Raw genomic sequence first — 13,735 nt, 5'->3', positions numbered from 1 at the left:
ATTACTGCTGAGGGCATCAGTTCGCTTTCCTGTTCCGTGAGGAAGCGACGGGCTGAGGCGCATGTTCCAGCTCGGTGCAGCGACACAGTTCAACCAGGCGTAATGTCGAGAAAACGACGGGAAACCATGCACGCCGATTGCGTCCTGCCCGGTGCCCTGGTCCCTCGGCTGCCCGCGTCAGGAAACCCTGTTAGGAAATCAATTGTCCGGAATACGCTCGCGACCGGACATTCCTCACACACGCCGTGAAGGGCTGCATCGGGTCACCCTGAGGCATTCACATGGGCCGCGTGGAATGTCCGCTTGCCGGCAGATTCAGCACCAGCGGAATGGCCGATCCTGGCCGAGGCTGTGTGGAAAGTCGGCGATCTGATAGCGTCTGGCATTCAGGCCGGAGCTGCCGATGGCTGGCTATATCGAGGGGGCCGACCGCAATCAGGTGATGCTGTTTCCCGATCAGTTGGATGACTTCGTCGATGCGGACAACTCCGTCAGGGTCATCGACGTCTTTGTCGATGCCCTCGATCTACAGGAACTCGGCTTTATCCGCGCACGTCCGACGATCATGGGCCGGCCTGGCTACCATCCAGCCGTGCTCCTGAAGCTGTACGTGTATGGCTATCTCAACCGTATCGCGTCGAGCCGGCGGCTGGAGCGCGAGGCGGAGCGCAATGTCGAGCTGATGTGGCTGACCGGGCGGCTTGTGCCCGATCACAAGACGATCGCCGACTTCCGCCGAGACAATGGGCCGTCGATCCGCAAGGTCTGCAGCCGATTCGTGCTGCTGTGCCGCAAGATGGGCCTGCTGGGCGATAGCGTGGTCGCGATCGACGGCTCGAAGTTCAAGGCGGTGAACAACCGGGATCGGAACTTCACACCGGCCAAGATGCAGCGCCGCCTCGCGGAGATCGAGGCGGCTATCGGGCGGTACATGGCTGAGATGGACGGGGCAGACGCCGCTGAGCCCGATCGGCAAGCGCGGGTCGAGCATCTCACCCAGAAGCTGACCGTGCTTCACGCCTACTTGGCGGACCTCAAGCTCATCGACGAGCAGCTGCGTGCCTCGCCGGATGGCCAAGTGTCGCTCACCAATCCCGACGCGCGCTCGATGAACGCCAGAGGCTCAGGCATCGTCGGCTATAACGTGCAGGCCGCCGTCGAAGCTGGACACCACTTGGTGGTCGCCCACGATGTGGTCACGACGGGGAGCGACCGGGCACAGCTCAGCACCATGGCGGGCGCCGCGCAGAAGGCGACTGGAGCGAGCCAGGCCGAGGTGGTCGCCGATCGGGGCTACTACAGCGGACCGGAGGTGCGGGCCTGCGAGCAGGCGGGCATCGCAGCCCATGTGGTCAAGCCGATCACATCGAATGCTGTGGCGGACGGGCGCTTCGGCAAGGACGCGTTCGTCTACGACGCGCCGAGCGACACCTCGCGGCCGATGCTCCTCACGCTGCTTTTCGCCGGCCTACGAGGCTCAGAGATGCGCGGACTCTTGTGGGAGGACGTGGACCTGAAGCGCGGTGTCCTTCACGTCCGGCGTCGAGCAGACCGGTTCAATACCTTTGGACCGCCGAAGTCCAAGGCAGGCATCAGAGACATCCCCCTGCCGCCGACGCTGCTCCGCGAGCTGAAGGCTTGGAGATTGGCTTGCCCTAACGGTCCGCTTGGCCTCGTCTTCCCGACTACGACAGGCACCGTCCAAGGTCATGCCAACATCCTGCATCGGTTCTTCTGGCCGCTTCAGGTTGCGGCTGGCATCACGGTGCAGAAGGACGGCAAGGACGAGCAGGGGAGGGCGACTAAGGTGGCCGCGGCGAAATACGGCCTGCACGCCTTAAGACATGCTGCGGCCGCGTTATGGATCGAGCAGGGCCTGAACCCGAAGCGGATCCAGACCCTGATGGGGCACGCGTCGATCCAGCAGACCATGGACCGGTACGGGTATCTCTTTGAAGCGCGAGAAGACGAAGCGGCGATGCTAGCAGGCGTTGAGGCCGGGCTGCTCAGCTGAAGCCTTCGCAACACCACTGCAACACGGCACCCATAAGCCGTTGGTAGATCAACTGATTTTTTGGACTTTTAATCTGTAGGTCCTGGGTTCGAGTCCCAGCGCGCTCACCAATACCTTCAATAACTTAACTGCAAAAGCTGAGGCCGGACACAGCGGCTAGCAACCACTTAGCTACCGCTGTGCAGCCAGGCGTCCGCTGCGGAAAGCTGCCCAGTGGAGCTAGGCGTGCACTCGGTGCTCCGCACTTCGTGTTCTGCGATGTTGCCTTCCACGGCTGACGTCGTGGTCGCGTGACACGCGGCGCTGCCTCCGTGGCTCGTCCGAGTCCTGCTGCTGGGGGCTGCCCAAGTGCGTAGGATTTTGCGTTTTCAACCGCAGCAGCGGCGTGCCATCCTCATTGCATCGGGAGGACGGCCATGCCGCTAAGGCTTCGGTGTTTCGGGATTGCGCTCGGTTGCGCGCTGGGCTTCACGGGTGCTGCTCAGGCGCAGGAGGTCAAGCGGACCGAGCTAGGGCGCACACCCGTCTCAGGTGTGGAGGGCAAGGAGATCGTCGTTCAGCTCGTCGAGATCCCACCCGGCGCGACCTCCCGGCGGCATTTTCACAACGGCGAGGAAGTTTTCTACGTCTTGGAAGGCGGCTCAGCGCAGATAGCGGGCAAGGAGCCGAAGGAGCGGCCCGCTGGCGAGCACGGCATCAACCAGCGCGAGGTGCCGCACGCGGGCTACACGGTCGTCGGCGACAAGCCGGTCAAGATCCTCTCGGTCTACGTCGTGGATACGGGCAAGCCGCTTCAAGTGCCCGTTCCCTAGGAGCAGATCGCCGAAGCACCGGCGGGAGGTCGGATCCTCGGGGGCCTGCGCGAGCACGTCCGACACCCTGACCGTGCTCGGGCAAATTGCCAAGATCCGTGACCTTTTCGGCCTCCGGCCGTCGCCCCGGCGCGAACCTTGGCGAGCACGACGCGGCGTGAGCCAGCCGAACGCGGCGCTGAGGACGGAAGCCGGGTCAGGGAAAGCCGCCGGACAGCCTACAGGACGCGCGCGTCTCAGCCCGCGTTGCGGCCCTCCGCCGCGGCGTTGACCAAGGCTGTGGCAAGCCCGGCGGCCACAACGTCCTCCGTCAGTCCCCGAGCCAAGTCGAAGCCTGAGCGCGTCGTGCCACCCCGCGCGGCCCGGCCGAGACGAGTGCCCGCGAGCGCCCCTGCCATCCCGGCAACGGCACCGGTTGCCGGTGATATGTCACGCCCGGCCAGGGCCGCACCGCCGACAGCGCCGATCGCCAGCCGTGCCGCGAGGGAGGGCGGGATGCGCCGGTCGGGCGCGAACGGCATCTTGTCGCCCGCCATCTCGGCCAGGGCAGCCGCCGTGGCGAGGCCGCGTGGCAAGGGGCCGGACGGGATCCAATCGGATCGCGTGCGACCGCGCGAGGCAGCCCAGCTCAAGGCGGCGCAGGCTGTCATGCTGCGCAGACCAGCGACGAAGCCGATGCCGAACGATGCCAGATGCCTCGGCATGCTGTTTCCTCCTCGGCGGGTAGGCAGACTGACACGTGCGAGGATCAGGTGTGCGTGGTCGGCGCGTGCGTCGAGGACGACGAGGGCCTCACCTGCGTCTCGCCCTTCCACGATGCGTTGGCCAGCATGCACGAGAATATCGGTGGCCATCCTGCGGGCCAGCACCGTGTCCGCGGCAACGTGGATCTCAGCGGGCCGGAGTGCTGGATCGGTTACGTCACGCTCGTCGCTCCCGTTCCGGCCTGTCAGGAGAGGCACCTCGGAATGTCTCTACTCGTGGACAGACCCGTCCGTCGCGCGGCCCGAATTCGGCCGGCGACAGGCGGCGTGTGTGGGCCGAAAACGCGGTGCCGGCCACGTCCCCATTGAGGCGAATGACCGCCGGCTCTCGGCTGTTTTACGCCACCGGCCGAGTGGGCCGAGCCGCACCGCTCGCAGAGACGCGGCCCGTTGTGGAATGGCGGAGCCGGTCAGAGCGCCGGCCCCTGCCAAGCCGCGTCCTATTCCCTGAACGCCGCGTTGCGGATGCCGGCGCGCCGCTCGACCGTGCCGGTGGTGACCTCCGTCTCCGGACGCAGAACCGCCTCCCGGCTGGTAACCGTGTGGGGGCGCAGCACCGTGCGGCTGTTCACCACCGTTCGCGGGCGCGTCACGGTGCGGTTCTCCACCACGGTCCGGGGCCGCAGCACGGTCCGGTTCTCGGTCACCGTGCGCCGCTGAAGGACGGTCTCGTTCTCGACAACCGTGCGGGGACGCAGCACCGTGCGGGCCTCCGTGATGGTGCGCGGGCGCGCGACCTCCCGGGTTTCCGTCACCGTCTCGGGCCGCATCACCGTCTGCATCTCGGTCACGGTGCGCGGACGCTCGACGGTCTGGGTCTCCGTGATGGTGCGGGGGCGCTCGACCGTCTGCATCTCGGTGACGGTCCGGGGCCGCATCACGGTCTCGGTCCCGGTGACGGTGCGCGGCTGCGCCACGATCTCGGTCGTCTGCACCGTCTCGGGCCGGAAGGCGAGGTAGGGCACCATGACGGTGTGCGATTTCGTGACCGGAGCGAACTCCGTGACCGTGCGACTGACCGGGACCAGCTCGGGACGCATCTCGGTCCGGGTGACCGGTACCTGCTCGGGCTGCATCACCGTGCGGGTGACGGGCACCTGCTGACGCTCGACAACGGTGCGCTGAACCGGGACCTGCTCGGGCCGCATCACGGTGCGGGTCACCGGCACCTGCTCGCGCTCAACCACCGTGCGCTGGACCGGCACCTGCTCGGGCTGCATCACCGTGCGGGCGCGCTGGACGGTGACGGGCCTCTCGACCGTGCGCCGGGTCGGCACCGTCACCGGCTGCAGCTCGGTGCGGGCGACCGGGACATCGACCTCCTCCGGAACCGTCGTGGCCGTCTGCTCGACCTCGGGCCGCAGCACCGTCCGCCTGCGCTCGACCGTCTCCGGCCGCAGAACCGTGCGGGAGCGCCGAACCGCCCTGCGCTCGATCACGTCCCCATCCCGCACGCCATCCTGGCAGACGGGGTCGTCCTGGAGGGTCGCGAGGCTGCCGGGCGGTGCGCAATCCGGAGGACCGGCTTGTGCCATTGCGTGCCCGGCTGCGAGTGTCGAGCCTAGCACGAGGACAGCTACAGATGTCAGCATGGCAGTCTTGGCCATCAATCCCCTCCGGAGTTGCAGCAGGAAAGCGTACAGAACGCTACCCTCAGAACATCGAGCAAAGGATAGGGTTCCAATAGCCAAGTTCTACGTAATCAGTGTGGGTGATGACGTGTCATGGCGCCGTTTCAGCGATGCGGTCGCCGGTCAATAGAGCGGCTGCCCGAAGCTTAGCTTCGCGAATACGGTCGCCCTTTCATGCGGGGGCGGGCCTGCTGTGCGCTGCTCGGGGGCACAGTCTCGTCCCCGCTCAGCACAGGGGCGCCTCCTTGAGGGTTGGTAGCACGGGGGCGCCTCCTTGAGGGTTGGCACCCCGTACGGACGATCCTGTCACCTCGGAGGCTGATCGGGAGATGGCCCGTAGCCGTTCGATCTGCCTGGAGCGGAAGATGTCGTCTCCGGTCCGCCGCCATCAGATTTGCCCGGGGCACCGCCATCGGAGGCGGGCTGCCCTGATAGCTGCTGGCGGGTATCGGCCAGCTTGCTCTGTGCGTCCGCGAGTTCCTGCCGGGTCGTCTTCAGCTGGTCCTCGAGGCCAGCCAGCTCCTTGTTCCGCCTGGCCATGCTCTCCGTCAGCGTCGCGAGCTGAGCCTGTGCCTCGGCGTGCTGCTTCTGCAAGCCCTGAAGCTCGAAGGCCGACTTCTCGCGCTCCCCGGTTTGCTTCCTGACGGCATCCTCCGCCTGGGCACGCTCGGAGACCAAACGGTCGCGCCCTGACTGCGCGCTAGCCACGTCCCTCTGCGTGGCCGTCAGCGCGTCGCGGCTTTGCTGGAGCTGCTGCTCTGCCTGCTTGAGGTCGGCTGTGAGTTGGTCACGTTTGCCGCCCAGGTCCGCAACGGCTCGATCGAGCTCCGCCCGCTGCCGAGACAGGCGCTCGGCGTCAGCTTTGACGGTCGCCAGCTCCTTCTGCGTGCTCGCGATGGTTTCCCCGGCCTGCCGCCGACGCTCCTCGAGCTGTTTCAGATCGGCCGTCCTCGCCGCCATGTCCCGCGACAATCCGGTGAGGTCGCCGCGCAGCTTGATCTCCTGCTGCCGGGCGTCCGCGAGTTGGCCACGAGACTGCTGCAGCTGCTCAGCCTGCTTGATGTCGCCCTCCAGTCTCTCGCGCTTGGCCGTCAGGCCGGTGATGGCCTGCTGCGCCTCGGTCCGCTGCTGCGACAGCCGCTCGGCTTCGGCTCTCGCTCCTGAGAGATCTCGCTGTGCCGCGTCGATGGCCTCGCGGCTCTGCCGCTGCTGCTGGTCGGTGTCCGAGAGCGCGGCGCGCTTGGTCGAAGTCTCCTGAGAGAGCGTGGCAATGTCCTGGCGCAGCTTGGTTTCCTGCTGGCGCGCCTCCGCCAGCCTGCGGCTCGTCTCCGCCAGGTCCTGCGTGTGCGTCTTCGCCGTCTGCTCCGCGAGCGCGGCGGCGGCCTGGAGCGCCTTCAGGCTCTGCTCGGCCTGTTGGTCTTGCGCCTGCAGGTCGCTCAGTCGCTGCGTCTGACCCGCTATCACCTGTTCGGTCTCGACGGCCTTCTGCTCGGCCTGTTTCCGCTGGTCGTCGAGGCTGGCGATCTGGGCACGCGCCAGCGCGGCACTCTGGGCGGCTTCGCGGATATGCTGCTCGCCCGCAATGATCCGGCCCTGCACCTCCGTGGCGGTCCCGGCGAGGGCCTTCAGCCGGTCGAGTTCGGATTGGATGCCGGCCTGGATCTGGAGAAACCCGCTAACCTGCTCCTGATGCGTGCGCCGGTCCTGGCTCCGGACCGTGGCCTGGATAATCACGGCGGCGAGAAGCAGCCCGATGATCCCGGCCAGCGCGAGCGAGACCGGCCGAGTGAGTTCCGAGCGAAGGTTGACGGCCATGACGCTGTCTCGCGGGGCGGCGGAGGAGGCGCGGACCAACGCGGGTGCGGGACCGAAAGCTCCGCACGTCACGTCGCCCTCGGCCGCATTCTCGGCCTGCCGGGCTACCCAGGCCAGCCTCCGCCCTGCCTTGCGCACCTGCCGATCATCACCGGCACCCTCAAGAGATCGCCAGGAGGATTCCCGCGCGTCCGCCGGACAGTGAGAAGCAGTCAGGTGTATAATCGGCCAACGTCTTGAGGCCGATGTTCATCCATACTGCGGTCCCGGCAACATAGCTTATCGGTTGCACGGATGAATGCGCAACGCCCGCGCACGGCGGCAAACTGGATTTTGGAACGATCTCCCGGACCTCAGGATTGAGGTCACGATCAACGTGGGAGAACACTCATGCGGCAGACACTTACCGCCCTTGGCCTTCTGGCCCTGCTCGGTGCCACCCCGGCCCTTGCTCAGACCACGACCACCGGCAAGCCGGCCCCGGACGCGTCCACCAGCGAGAAGTCCGGTGGGCAGCAGGCGGTGACGCGCCCGAACACGGACCGGCCGGACGCGAACAAGCCGGGCACGACCGGCACGGCCTCGAGCGCCAAGCTCGAAGAGGGCGCCAACAGCTTCACGGAAGGACAGACGCGAAAGCGCCTCGAGGATGCCGGCTACAAGGAGGTGAAGGACCTCAAGAAGGACGACAAGGGCATCTGGCGCGGCAGCGCGATGCTCAACGGCAAGTCCGTCCACGTCGGCGTCGATTTCAAGGGCAACGTCGCGGCTCAGTAAGCCTCGGCACCTCGCGTCCATCCGACAGACGACATCATCAGGAGACCTCTATGCCGCAACAGACCATCACAGCCCTGTTCGACCGCTACGACGAAGCCAGCGCCGCCGTCACCAAGCTCGAAGCCGCCGGGGTGCCGCACTCGGACATCAGCATTGTCGGCAACAACGAGGGTGACCGTCACGCCGGCCTTGTCGGCCGGGGTGCCGGAGATCACCGCCAGGCCAAGGAAGGCGCGGAAACCGGTGCAGGCACCGGCGCGACGCTCGGAACGGTCGTCGGCGGTGCCGCCGGTCTGCTCGCCGGGCTGGGCCTTCTCGCGATTCCCGGCGTCGGACCGGTGGTCGCCGCAGGCTGGCTCGTCACGACCCTGACGGGGGCGGGCATCGGCGCGGCTGCCGGCGGTCTGATCGGTGGACTGACCGGAGCGGGCGTGAACGAAGCCGACGCTCACACCTACTCGGAGGGGGTGCGCCGAGGCGGCACGCTCGTCACCGTTCGGGCCGACGACGCCCGCGCCACCACCGTCATGGACGTCCTGGAGGAGCACGGTTCTGTTGACGTGCACGAGCGTGCTCAAGGGTGGCGCTCGGAGGGCTGGACCGCGCCGACAGTCACGGAGGGCGGTCCGACGGGCTCGACTGCGGGCGCGGGACTGTCGCCTGCAGGCATGGTCGAGGGCCGCACACGCGTCCGGTCCTACCCGACCATGCCCTGAGCGAGAGCTGGCCGGGGCTGCGCGACTCTGCAGCCCCAGCCGCTATCCGAAGTGCGCTTGGAGTGGTGAGTTCCGAATGGGCAAGCGCGCTTTCGGCCAAAGTGGTTGCCGGTTTGGTGATCAGAAAGCGCGCCGGATCAATGATCTGGAGCATTCGGATCCTCACGGACGCCGGGCCAGGTGGCGAGCCGTATGCCAGGTGAATGAGAGCGACACGCGACAAGCGGGCCTCGGCTCTCAGCCTCCCTCTGCCGCACTCTCATACGGCGCCGGCCCGGCGCCGACCGCCGGCCGGAGCTGCCTCCTCCCACTCGCGATCCTGTTCCGCGAGCAGGGCGGCACGCCGAGCGGCAGCGTCCGTCGTGTCGGCCGCCGGGGCTTCCGCAGACGCCTCCACCGCAGGAGGGATGATCGGCCTGCCCTCTCTCAGGAAGCGGGCGAGCGAAGTCACGATGCGATCCAGATCGCTGGAGGCCATGACACCCGCGCGAAGAAGCTCGAGGCGCGAACGGCCGGCGATGTCCGCACAGGAACCTCCCTCGAAGCCGAGGGCTGCGATCTCGTGTTCGTCGAGAGACAGGCGTTCGACCGGCATGGCTCGCAGCCGGGCGAGCCGCCGTTCCCTGGTGGCCTCCAGCGTGTGCATCTCGCGCGCGCCCGCCAGCGATCGGGCGATCTCCTCGAGGATGAAGGTCCGAACGGCCTCGAGCCGGACCGGGCCGAACTTCCGGACCTTGGCGATCGCGTCCGGCGAGGACTGGGCCAGATGGCCGAGGTCCCTGAAGTCGGCCTTGCGCAGGCGGGCCCGCAGGGACGCCGTCAGGAATCCGCGACCAAATCCAGACGCCGAGAGGCGCTCGATCGAGTCGCGGGACAGGTCCTCGAACAGCGGCAGCCGCGCGCAGGCCTCGGCAAAGAGGCTCTCGGACCTGGCGGTGCGGAGTGACAGGCTGGGCATCGCCCATCGCCGATACGGCGATCCCGGCGTGCCGGCAACCGGCGTCCGAACGACGCCCCGCGGCCCTCGCAATGCGTGAGCATCCGCTACACCGAGCGCCTCGCGAAAGCCGGCATCGAACCTCCGTCGGTAGCGTGGCCGATTCCTGTGACAACGCGCTGGCCGAGACGGGGAGCGGCCTGTTCAAGGCCGAGGCGATCCACCGGCGCGGGCCGTGGCGGAACGTTGAGGCGATGGAGTTTGCCACCCTCGAATGGCTCGATCGGTTCAATCATCGCCGGCGGCTCGAACCGATCGGCAACATCCCTCCCGCCGGGGCGCCGGCACGCCCTTATGCCCAGGCCGAGATCCTGGCCCTGGCCGCCTGACCCGAACCGAACGGTCTCCGGGAAACCCGGTGCGGTTCACTTACGGCGACACTGTCCTCCGGCCCATCAGTGCCCACGCACCGAGGGCCAGTACCGGGTCGAGAATGGCAAACGTCACCAGCAGATGTGGGAACACGCCGGAAGCGGCCAGAGGCAGGAGAACCGCCGGGACGAACACCAAGCGGTCGACAACCGACGCGGCAACGATCTGCCGTGCACCTGAGCGACCCCCGTACAGGTAGAGCCAGCCTATGACGACAACGAGCAGCCCGATGACCCGCATCAGGCCCTGCTCATCCCCCACGAAGGCTCGATCCTGGAAAAGCGCCTGCGTCGCGCCCGGCCAAACAACGAGCAGCACTCCGGCCGCGAGGTAAATCATGCCATTCATGGCCGTGTACTTGGACATGCTCGACAGGGTGCGTGGGGTCGCGAGAAGCTCTTGGACGAGTGACATGCCGCGCTCCATTCGCTGGTAGAACGTGCCCCCTGCTCGGACTCAGTCGGATTTCACGGGAACATCGCTCAGGGCCGAGCCGTCGGGACGAAGCGGATCGGCGGGCCCCTGGCTCAGCTCCGCGACGGCCACCAAGCCGTCGCTGACGTAGCGGTTCACCGTGCCGATCGACAGCCGCTCGCCGGGGAGATGATAGCGCACCGGTCCGATCCGTCCGTGCTCCGTCAGCTCTCGGACGAGGAATGCGCGCTCGGCGATGGTGTCGGCGTCGGTCGCGTGGGTGATCTGGAAGCTGAGGCGCGTCAGGGAGAAGCCGACATCCTTGGTCGCGGCACCGATCCACAAGCTGCGCTCGGAATCGGCCGGTCGGCGCGACGCGAGCCAGAAGGCCACGGTGTCAACGGTCTCTTCCGCGCGCTCGATGGAGATGCCCCAGAAGCGAACATGGTGGCGCCTGCGCGGGCTGTCGCCGATCGGCTGCTGAAAGCCGACGTCCTGTCCCCGGTCGAACAGATAGAGCGTGCTGAAGGGCGCGCCCGGATAGGAGCGGTTCAGGACGAAGGCGCATGCCATCCTCCAGGACGTCCGGATGCCGAGGGGATCGGCCTGGGTCCAACCGGCCTGGACGAAGGCGCGTCGCAACTCGTCACAGGTGCCGATCAGGGCGACGTTGACGGGATCGCCGGGCAGGCCATCGCCGGTCAGCGTGTAGGAGGGGACCCGGCCCCGGTTGAGGATGCGCGCGCCGAGCCTGATCGCACGCGGCAGGATCAGGTAGGCGGCGGCGGCGTAGGTGGACGCGAGCGCCAGGACGAGCGGCAGGCGGCGATCGGCGACGTCGTAGAACAGCACCAGGATCAGCCAGACCGTCACGAGGCCGAGGATCGCCACCAGCGCGCGTTGGCCAAGCCGCTTCAGACGCCTCACGGGGTGTGCCCTTCCCTCGCCTGACCGCTCCCCGCTGCTCTCATTCGGCGCGCCCCTGGCCGGACTCTGTCCGAAAGGACGGCGTGCGAGACGCGGGCGCAAGGTCCCACCGCTTCGCGGCTCGTGTCGGAAGATCGGCGGCGGCATCGACCGCGCCTCCCGCGACGGCGGCCTCGTCGGCCTGCTCGAAGGCCCGCAGCGTCGGGCGATTGTCCAGGTTGACCCGGGCGAGCGCCAGGGCCCGCGCCGCATCGCCTCCGCTGCCAGCATAGAATTCCGCGCCATGGTCGGCAGACGCCAGCAGATGCCGATCCGGGAGGGCCTCGAAGCGGGATCGCGCGGCTTCGATCTGCCGGCGTGCCTCAGCGAGGCGTCGCCCGGCCCTCAGCACGTCGGCGAGACGCCACGCGACCTCCGGATCGCCACTCGCGAGCGCCGGCCTGAGGATCGCCTCGCCGCCTGCTATCGCCTCCGAGCCTTCTTTCGCCTCCTCACATCTGCAGGCATGTCAGCAGGGCGACGTAGCTCGGCGTCCCCGCGAGGCTTGCCTCCTGGACGCATTCGTTCCGGCGCCGCGCATCAAAACCGGACCATTGCTGCCCGAGTTGGCTGCGGGCCTGCGTCTCGTCCCGAATGCAGTTCTGGTCGGTGTTTCCGGTGGTTCCGGCCAAGGTCGGAGCCGCCCGGCAGGTCGCCTCGATGTTGTAGCGCGGGAGTTCGCCGCCCCAGGCAGCCGAAGTGGTCAGCAGGATGAGCGCGAGGCCAGCGGGGCGAAACATCGGGTGGCTCCTGATGCGGTCGGACTCGTCAGGCTGATCGGGCATGCAGCGGGCTGCCGGCGCCGCTCGTCGGCTCAGCGCGCCCGGACCAGGCGGCCCGCAGCGATGCGCCCGCGATAGGACCAACGGTCTCGCTTGCCAGTTCCATGGACGCTCGGCACCGTCACGGTATGCCCGCAGCGCGATCCTGCTCGACCTACGTGACAAACACCTCTGTTTTGATCGCACCAAACGGCCCTGCTTGGATCCGAGCCGCCGACCGGCTACGCGGCGCGATCGCCGACGCGCTCGGAAGAGGCACCCACAGCCCGCGCCGGACGAAGGCCGGGCCGGTTTCCACGCAGCCGCTACCATCCCCCTCCTTGCAGCCGGCAATATCCCCCGTTGTTCCGGTAGCCGGCCGGACAGCGGCGCACGCATGCGCCGGCGGCGAATTTGAGGGGCGGTGGACACGCGTTCTTGAACCGGGGTTGCCGGAACTCGAAGGATTGGGCCGGACTCTGCGCCGCAACCGGGCCGGCGGTACTGATCGAACCCGTGATCACGATGAGAAGGATAGGGGCAAAGCGCGTCTGCATCGGAACCTCCGCCAGTTGAGCGGTTGGTTGCTGCGCCCGACCATTAGCAGGCGGCCCGCCTCTGGACCGACACTTCTCAGAATAAGCGCCTCAGGCCGCGTCTGTCGACGCTGGATCTTCGATCTCATCAAGAATTTCCAAGGCAGGCCGCGTACGAGACGGTCCAGCGACGCCGGAAGTCAGTACGAGTCACCCGGCACGACCGCCCACTGAGATCTCGTCCGCGACCTTGGCCTGTTAACGTGCCTCCGGTGCGCCGATCTGGCGCCGCAGGCTCTCGACGAGGACGCGCGGCCTCGGGTCGCCCGGAGCCAGCTGGGCCAGCCGCTCGGCATATTCGAGGGCACTCGCGAGATCCCCGGCATCGCGGCTGAAGCCGATCAGCGCCGACAGCGTGGCGCGGTCGGTCGGATGCCGCGTCAGGGTGTCCTTCAGCACCGCTATCGCCGCGCTGGCCTGCCCCGAGGCGTGCAGGCCCACTGCGTAGACGTAGGCGTATCGGGCCTGGTCAGGGGCGAGCTCGGCGGCGCGGCGCAGATCGTCCAGCGCTTCCGCATGCCGCTTCAGTCGGATCAGCGTCAGGCCGAGCGCGTGATGCAGCCCCGCCTCGCGCGGCGACGCGGCGAGCGCCTGGCGCAGCACGCCTTCACCGTCCGGCTCCCGGCCCAGACTCCGGTAGAGATCCGCGAGGTTGATCGCAGCGCCGGCATATTGCGGACTCAGCCGAAGCGACGCCTTGTACTCGGCCTCGGCCTCGGCGGTGCGGCCACGCCGCGCCTGGAAGGTGCCGAGCGCGGAACGTGCCTCGGGCCGATCGGCGTTGCGTGTCTGGCTGGCGATGAACTCGGCCGCAGCGCGATCGAACTGTGCGCGCTCGGCCGGAGGCTGGCTCGCACTCGGCACCGCGGCCGCCAGCATGACGGCCCTGAGGCGCACACCCCGGACGGCATCGGACAGGAGCGGGGAGACCAGCGGCCAGATCCGCGACGCCGGCGCGCCTTCGAGCATGTCGAGGGCACCGATCCGCACCAGCGGATCGCGATCGGCGAGGCCCTTGCGGGCGAGATCGAGGTTCGCCGCCGAGAGACGCGAGGCGAGCTCGCTCAGCGCGCTGCCGCGTGCGAAGGCGGGCGTGAGCG

General features: G+C 68.0%; 13 protein-coding genes and 2 pseudogenes. 6 read left to right on the top strand and 9 right to left on the bottom strand.

The window, feature by feature from the left end:
• Positions 1–403: 403 nt before the first annotated feature.
• The 3 genes and pseudogenes from WDW90_RS29770 to WDW90_RS29760 all read left to right on the top strand — a co-directional run.
• Positions 404–1,420, top strand: a pseudogene (locus WDW90_RS29770) (IS1182 family transposase); the annotation flags it as partial.
• 21 nt (positions 1,421–1,441) lie between these two features.
• Positions 1,442–2,014: a site-specific integrase gene (locus tag WDW90_RS29765; protein WP_336491108.1), complete on the top strand. Its 573-nt coding sequence runs from the start codon at positions 1,442–1,444 to the stop codon at positions 2,012–2,014.
• A gap of 416 nt (positions 2,015–2,430) precedes the next feature.
• Positions 2,431–2,826 carry a cupin domain-containing protein gene (locus tag WDW90_RS29760; RefSeq protein ID WP_336491107.1) on the top strand — a complete coding sequence of 132 codons (396 nt, stop codon included), beginning with the start codon at positions 2,431–2,433 and terminating at the stop codon, positions 2,824–2,826.
• 236 nt (positions 2,827–3,062) lie between these two features.
• Here the strand turns inward: WDW90_RS29760 and WDW90_RS29755 are convergent, their stop codons facing one another.
• The 3 genes from WDW90_RS29755 to WDW90_RS29745 form a co-directional block, all read right to left on the bottom strand.
• Positions 3,063–3,530 carry a hypothetical protein gene (locus WDW90_RS29755; protein ID WP_336491106.1) on the bottom strand — a complete coding sequence of 156 codons (468 nt, stop codon included), beginning with the start codon at positions 3,528–3,530 and terminating at the stop codon, positions 3,063–3,065.
• A gap of 500 nt (positions 3,531–4,030) precedes the next feature.
• Positions 4,031–5,197: a ribonuclease E domain-containing protein gene (locus WDW90_RS29750; RefSeq protein ID WP_336491105.1), complete on the bottom strand. Its 1,167-nt coding sequence runs from the start codon at positions 5,195–5,197 to the stop codon at positions 4,031–4,033.
• Positions 5,198–5,527: 330 nt separating this feature from the next.
• A complete protein-coding gene (locus WDW90_RS29745) occupies positions 5,528–7,075 on the bottom strand; it encodes a coiled-coil domain-containing protein (RefSeq protein WP_336491104.1) in 1,548 nt (515 codons plus the stop codon).
• 351 nt (positions 7,076–7,426) lie between these two features.
• Here WDW90_RS29745 and WDW90_RS29740 point away from each other — a divergent pair, with 351 nt between their 5' ends.
• A complete protein-coding gene (locus WDW90_RS29740) occupies positions 7,427–7,813 on the top strand; it encodes a hypothetical protein (RefSeq protein ID WP_336491103.1) in 387 nt (128 codons plus the stop codon).
• 50 nt (positions 7,814–7,863) lie between these two features.
• The gene (locus WDW90_RS29735; RefSeq protein ID WP_336491102.1) at positions 7,864–8,529 is read left to right on the top strand and encodes a hypothetical protein; all 666 of its coding nucleotides are present in this window, start codon (positions 7,864–7,866) and stop codon (positions 8,527–8,529) included.
• A gap of 259 nt (positions 8,530–8,788) precedes the next feature.
• On the opposite strand, the gene WDW90_RS29730 is transcribed toward WDW90_RS29735, so the two are convergent.
• Positions 8,789–9,487: a hypothetical protein gene (locus WDW90_RS29730; protein ID WP_336491101.1), complete on the bottom strand. Its 699-nt coding sequence runs from the start codon at positions 9,485–9,487 to the stop codon at positions 8,789–8,791.
• Positions 9,488–9,547: 60 nt separating this feature from the next.
• Between WDW90_RS29730 and WDW90_RS29725 the strand changes: the two are divergent.
• A pseudogene (locus WDW90_RS29725) lies at positions 9,548–9,855 on the top strand (transposase domain-containing protein); the annotation flags it as partial.
• Between the two features lie 40 nt (positions 9,856–9,895).
• Here the strand turns inward: WDW90_RS29725 and WDW90_RS29720 are convergent.
• The 5 genes from WDW90_RS29720 to WDW90_RS29695 form a co-directional block, all read right to left on the bottom strand.
• Positions 9,896–10,312, bottom strand: coding sequence for a hypothetical protein (locus WDW90_RS29720; RefSeq protein ID WP_336491100.1), 417 nt, complete (start codon positions 10,310–10,312; stop codon positions 9,896–9,898).
• Positions 10,313–10,354: 42 nt separating this feature from the next.
• Entirely contained in the window at positions 10,355–11,239 is an 885-nt protein-coding gene (locus WDW90_RS29715) for an LssY C-terminal domain-containing protein (protein WP_336491099.1), read from the bottom strand.
• 40 nt (positions 11,240–11,279) lie between these two features.
• Positions 11,280–11,630 carry a hypothetical protein gene (locus WDW90_RS29710; RefSeq protein WP_336491098.1) on the bottom strand — a complete coding sequence of 117 codons (351 nt, stop codon included), beginning with the start codon at positions 11,628–11,630 and terminating at the stop codon, positions 11,280–11,282.
• 100 nt (positions 11,631–11,730) lie between these two features.
• A complete protein-coding gene (locus WDW90_RS29705) occupies positions 11,731–12,018 on the bottom strand; it encodes a hypothetical protein (protein WP_336491097.1) in 288 nt (95 codons plus the stop codon).
• An 815-nt stretch (positions 12,019–12,833) separates the two neighbouring features.
• Positions 12,834–13,735, bottom strand: a 902-nt coding sequence (locus tag WDW90_RS29695) for a tetratricopeptide repeat protein (protein ID WP_336491095.1), incomplete at its 5' end; no start/stop codon positions are given.

This window comes from Methylobacterium nigriterrae (assembly GCF_037106235.1).
Taxonomy (GTDB): Bacteria; Pseudomonadota; Alphaproteobacteria; order Rhizobiales; family Beijerinckiaceae; genus Methylobacterium; species Methylobacterium nigriterrae.
Note: the sequence above shows the minus strand (reverse complement) of the source record. Positions and strands in the feature narration are given on the sequence as shown.

What these genes read in the sequence shown, in the direction of transcription:
- WDW90_RS29755 (WP_336491106.1), bottom strand. Translation starts at nt 3,530, where the DNA reads ATGCCGAGGCATCTGGCATCGTTCGGCATCGGCTTCGTCGCTGGTCTG.
- WDW90_RS29750 (WP_336491105.1), bottom strand. Translation starts at nt 5,197, where the DNA reads ATGGCCAAGACTGCCATGCTGACATCTGTAGCTGTCCTCGTGCTAGGC.
- WDW90_RS29765 (WP_336491108.1), top strand. Translation starts at nt 1,442, where the DNA reads ATGCTCCTCACGCTGCTTTTCGCCGGCCTACGAGGCTCAGAGATGCGC.
- WDW90_RS29740 (WP_336491103.1), top strand. Translation starts at nt 7,427, where the DNA reads ATGCGGCAGACACTTACCGCCCTTGGCCTTCTGGCCCTGCTCGGTGCC.
- WDW90_RS29730 (WP_336491101.1), bottom strand. Translation starts at nt 9,487, where the DNA reads ATGCCCAGCCTGTCACTCCGCACCGCCAGGTCCGAGAGCCTCTTTGCC.
- WDW90_RS29720 (WP_336491100.1), bottom strand. Translation starts at nt 10,312, where the DNA reads ATGTCACTCGTCCAAGAGCTTCTCGCGACCCCACGCACCCTGTCGAGC.
- WDW90_RS29735 (WP_336491102.1), top strand. Translation starts at nt 7,864, where the DNA reads ATGCCGCAACAGACCATCACAGCCCTGTTCGACCGCTACGACGAAGCC.
- WDW90_RS29760 (WP_336491107.1), top strand. Translation starts at nt 2,431, where the DNA reads ATGCCGCTAAGGCTTCGGTGTTTCGGGATTGCGCTCGGTTGCGCGCTG.
- WDW90_RS29705 (WP_336491097.1), bottom strand. Translation starts at nt 12,018, where the DNA reads ATGTTTCGCCCCGCTGGCCTCGCGCTCATCCTGCTGACCACTTCGGCT.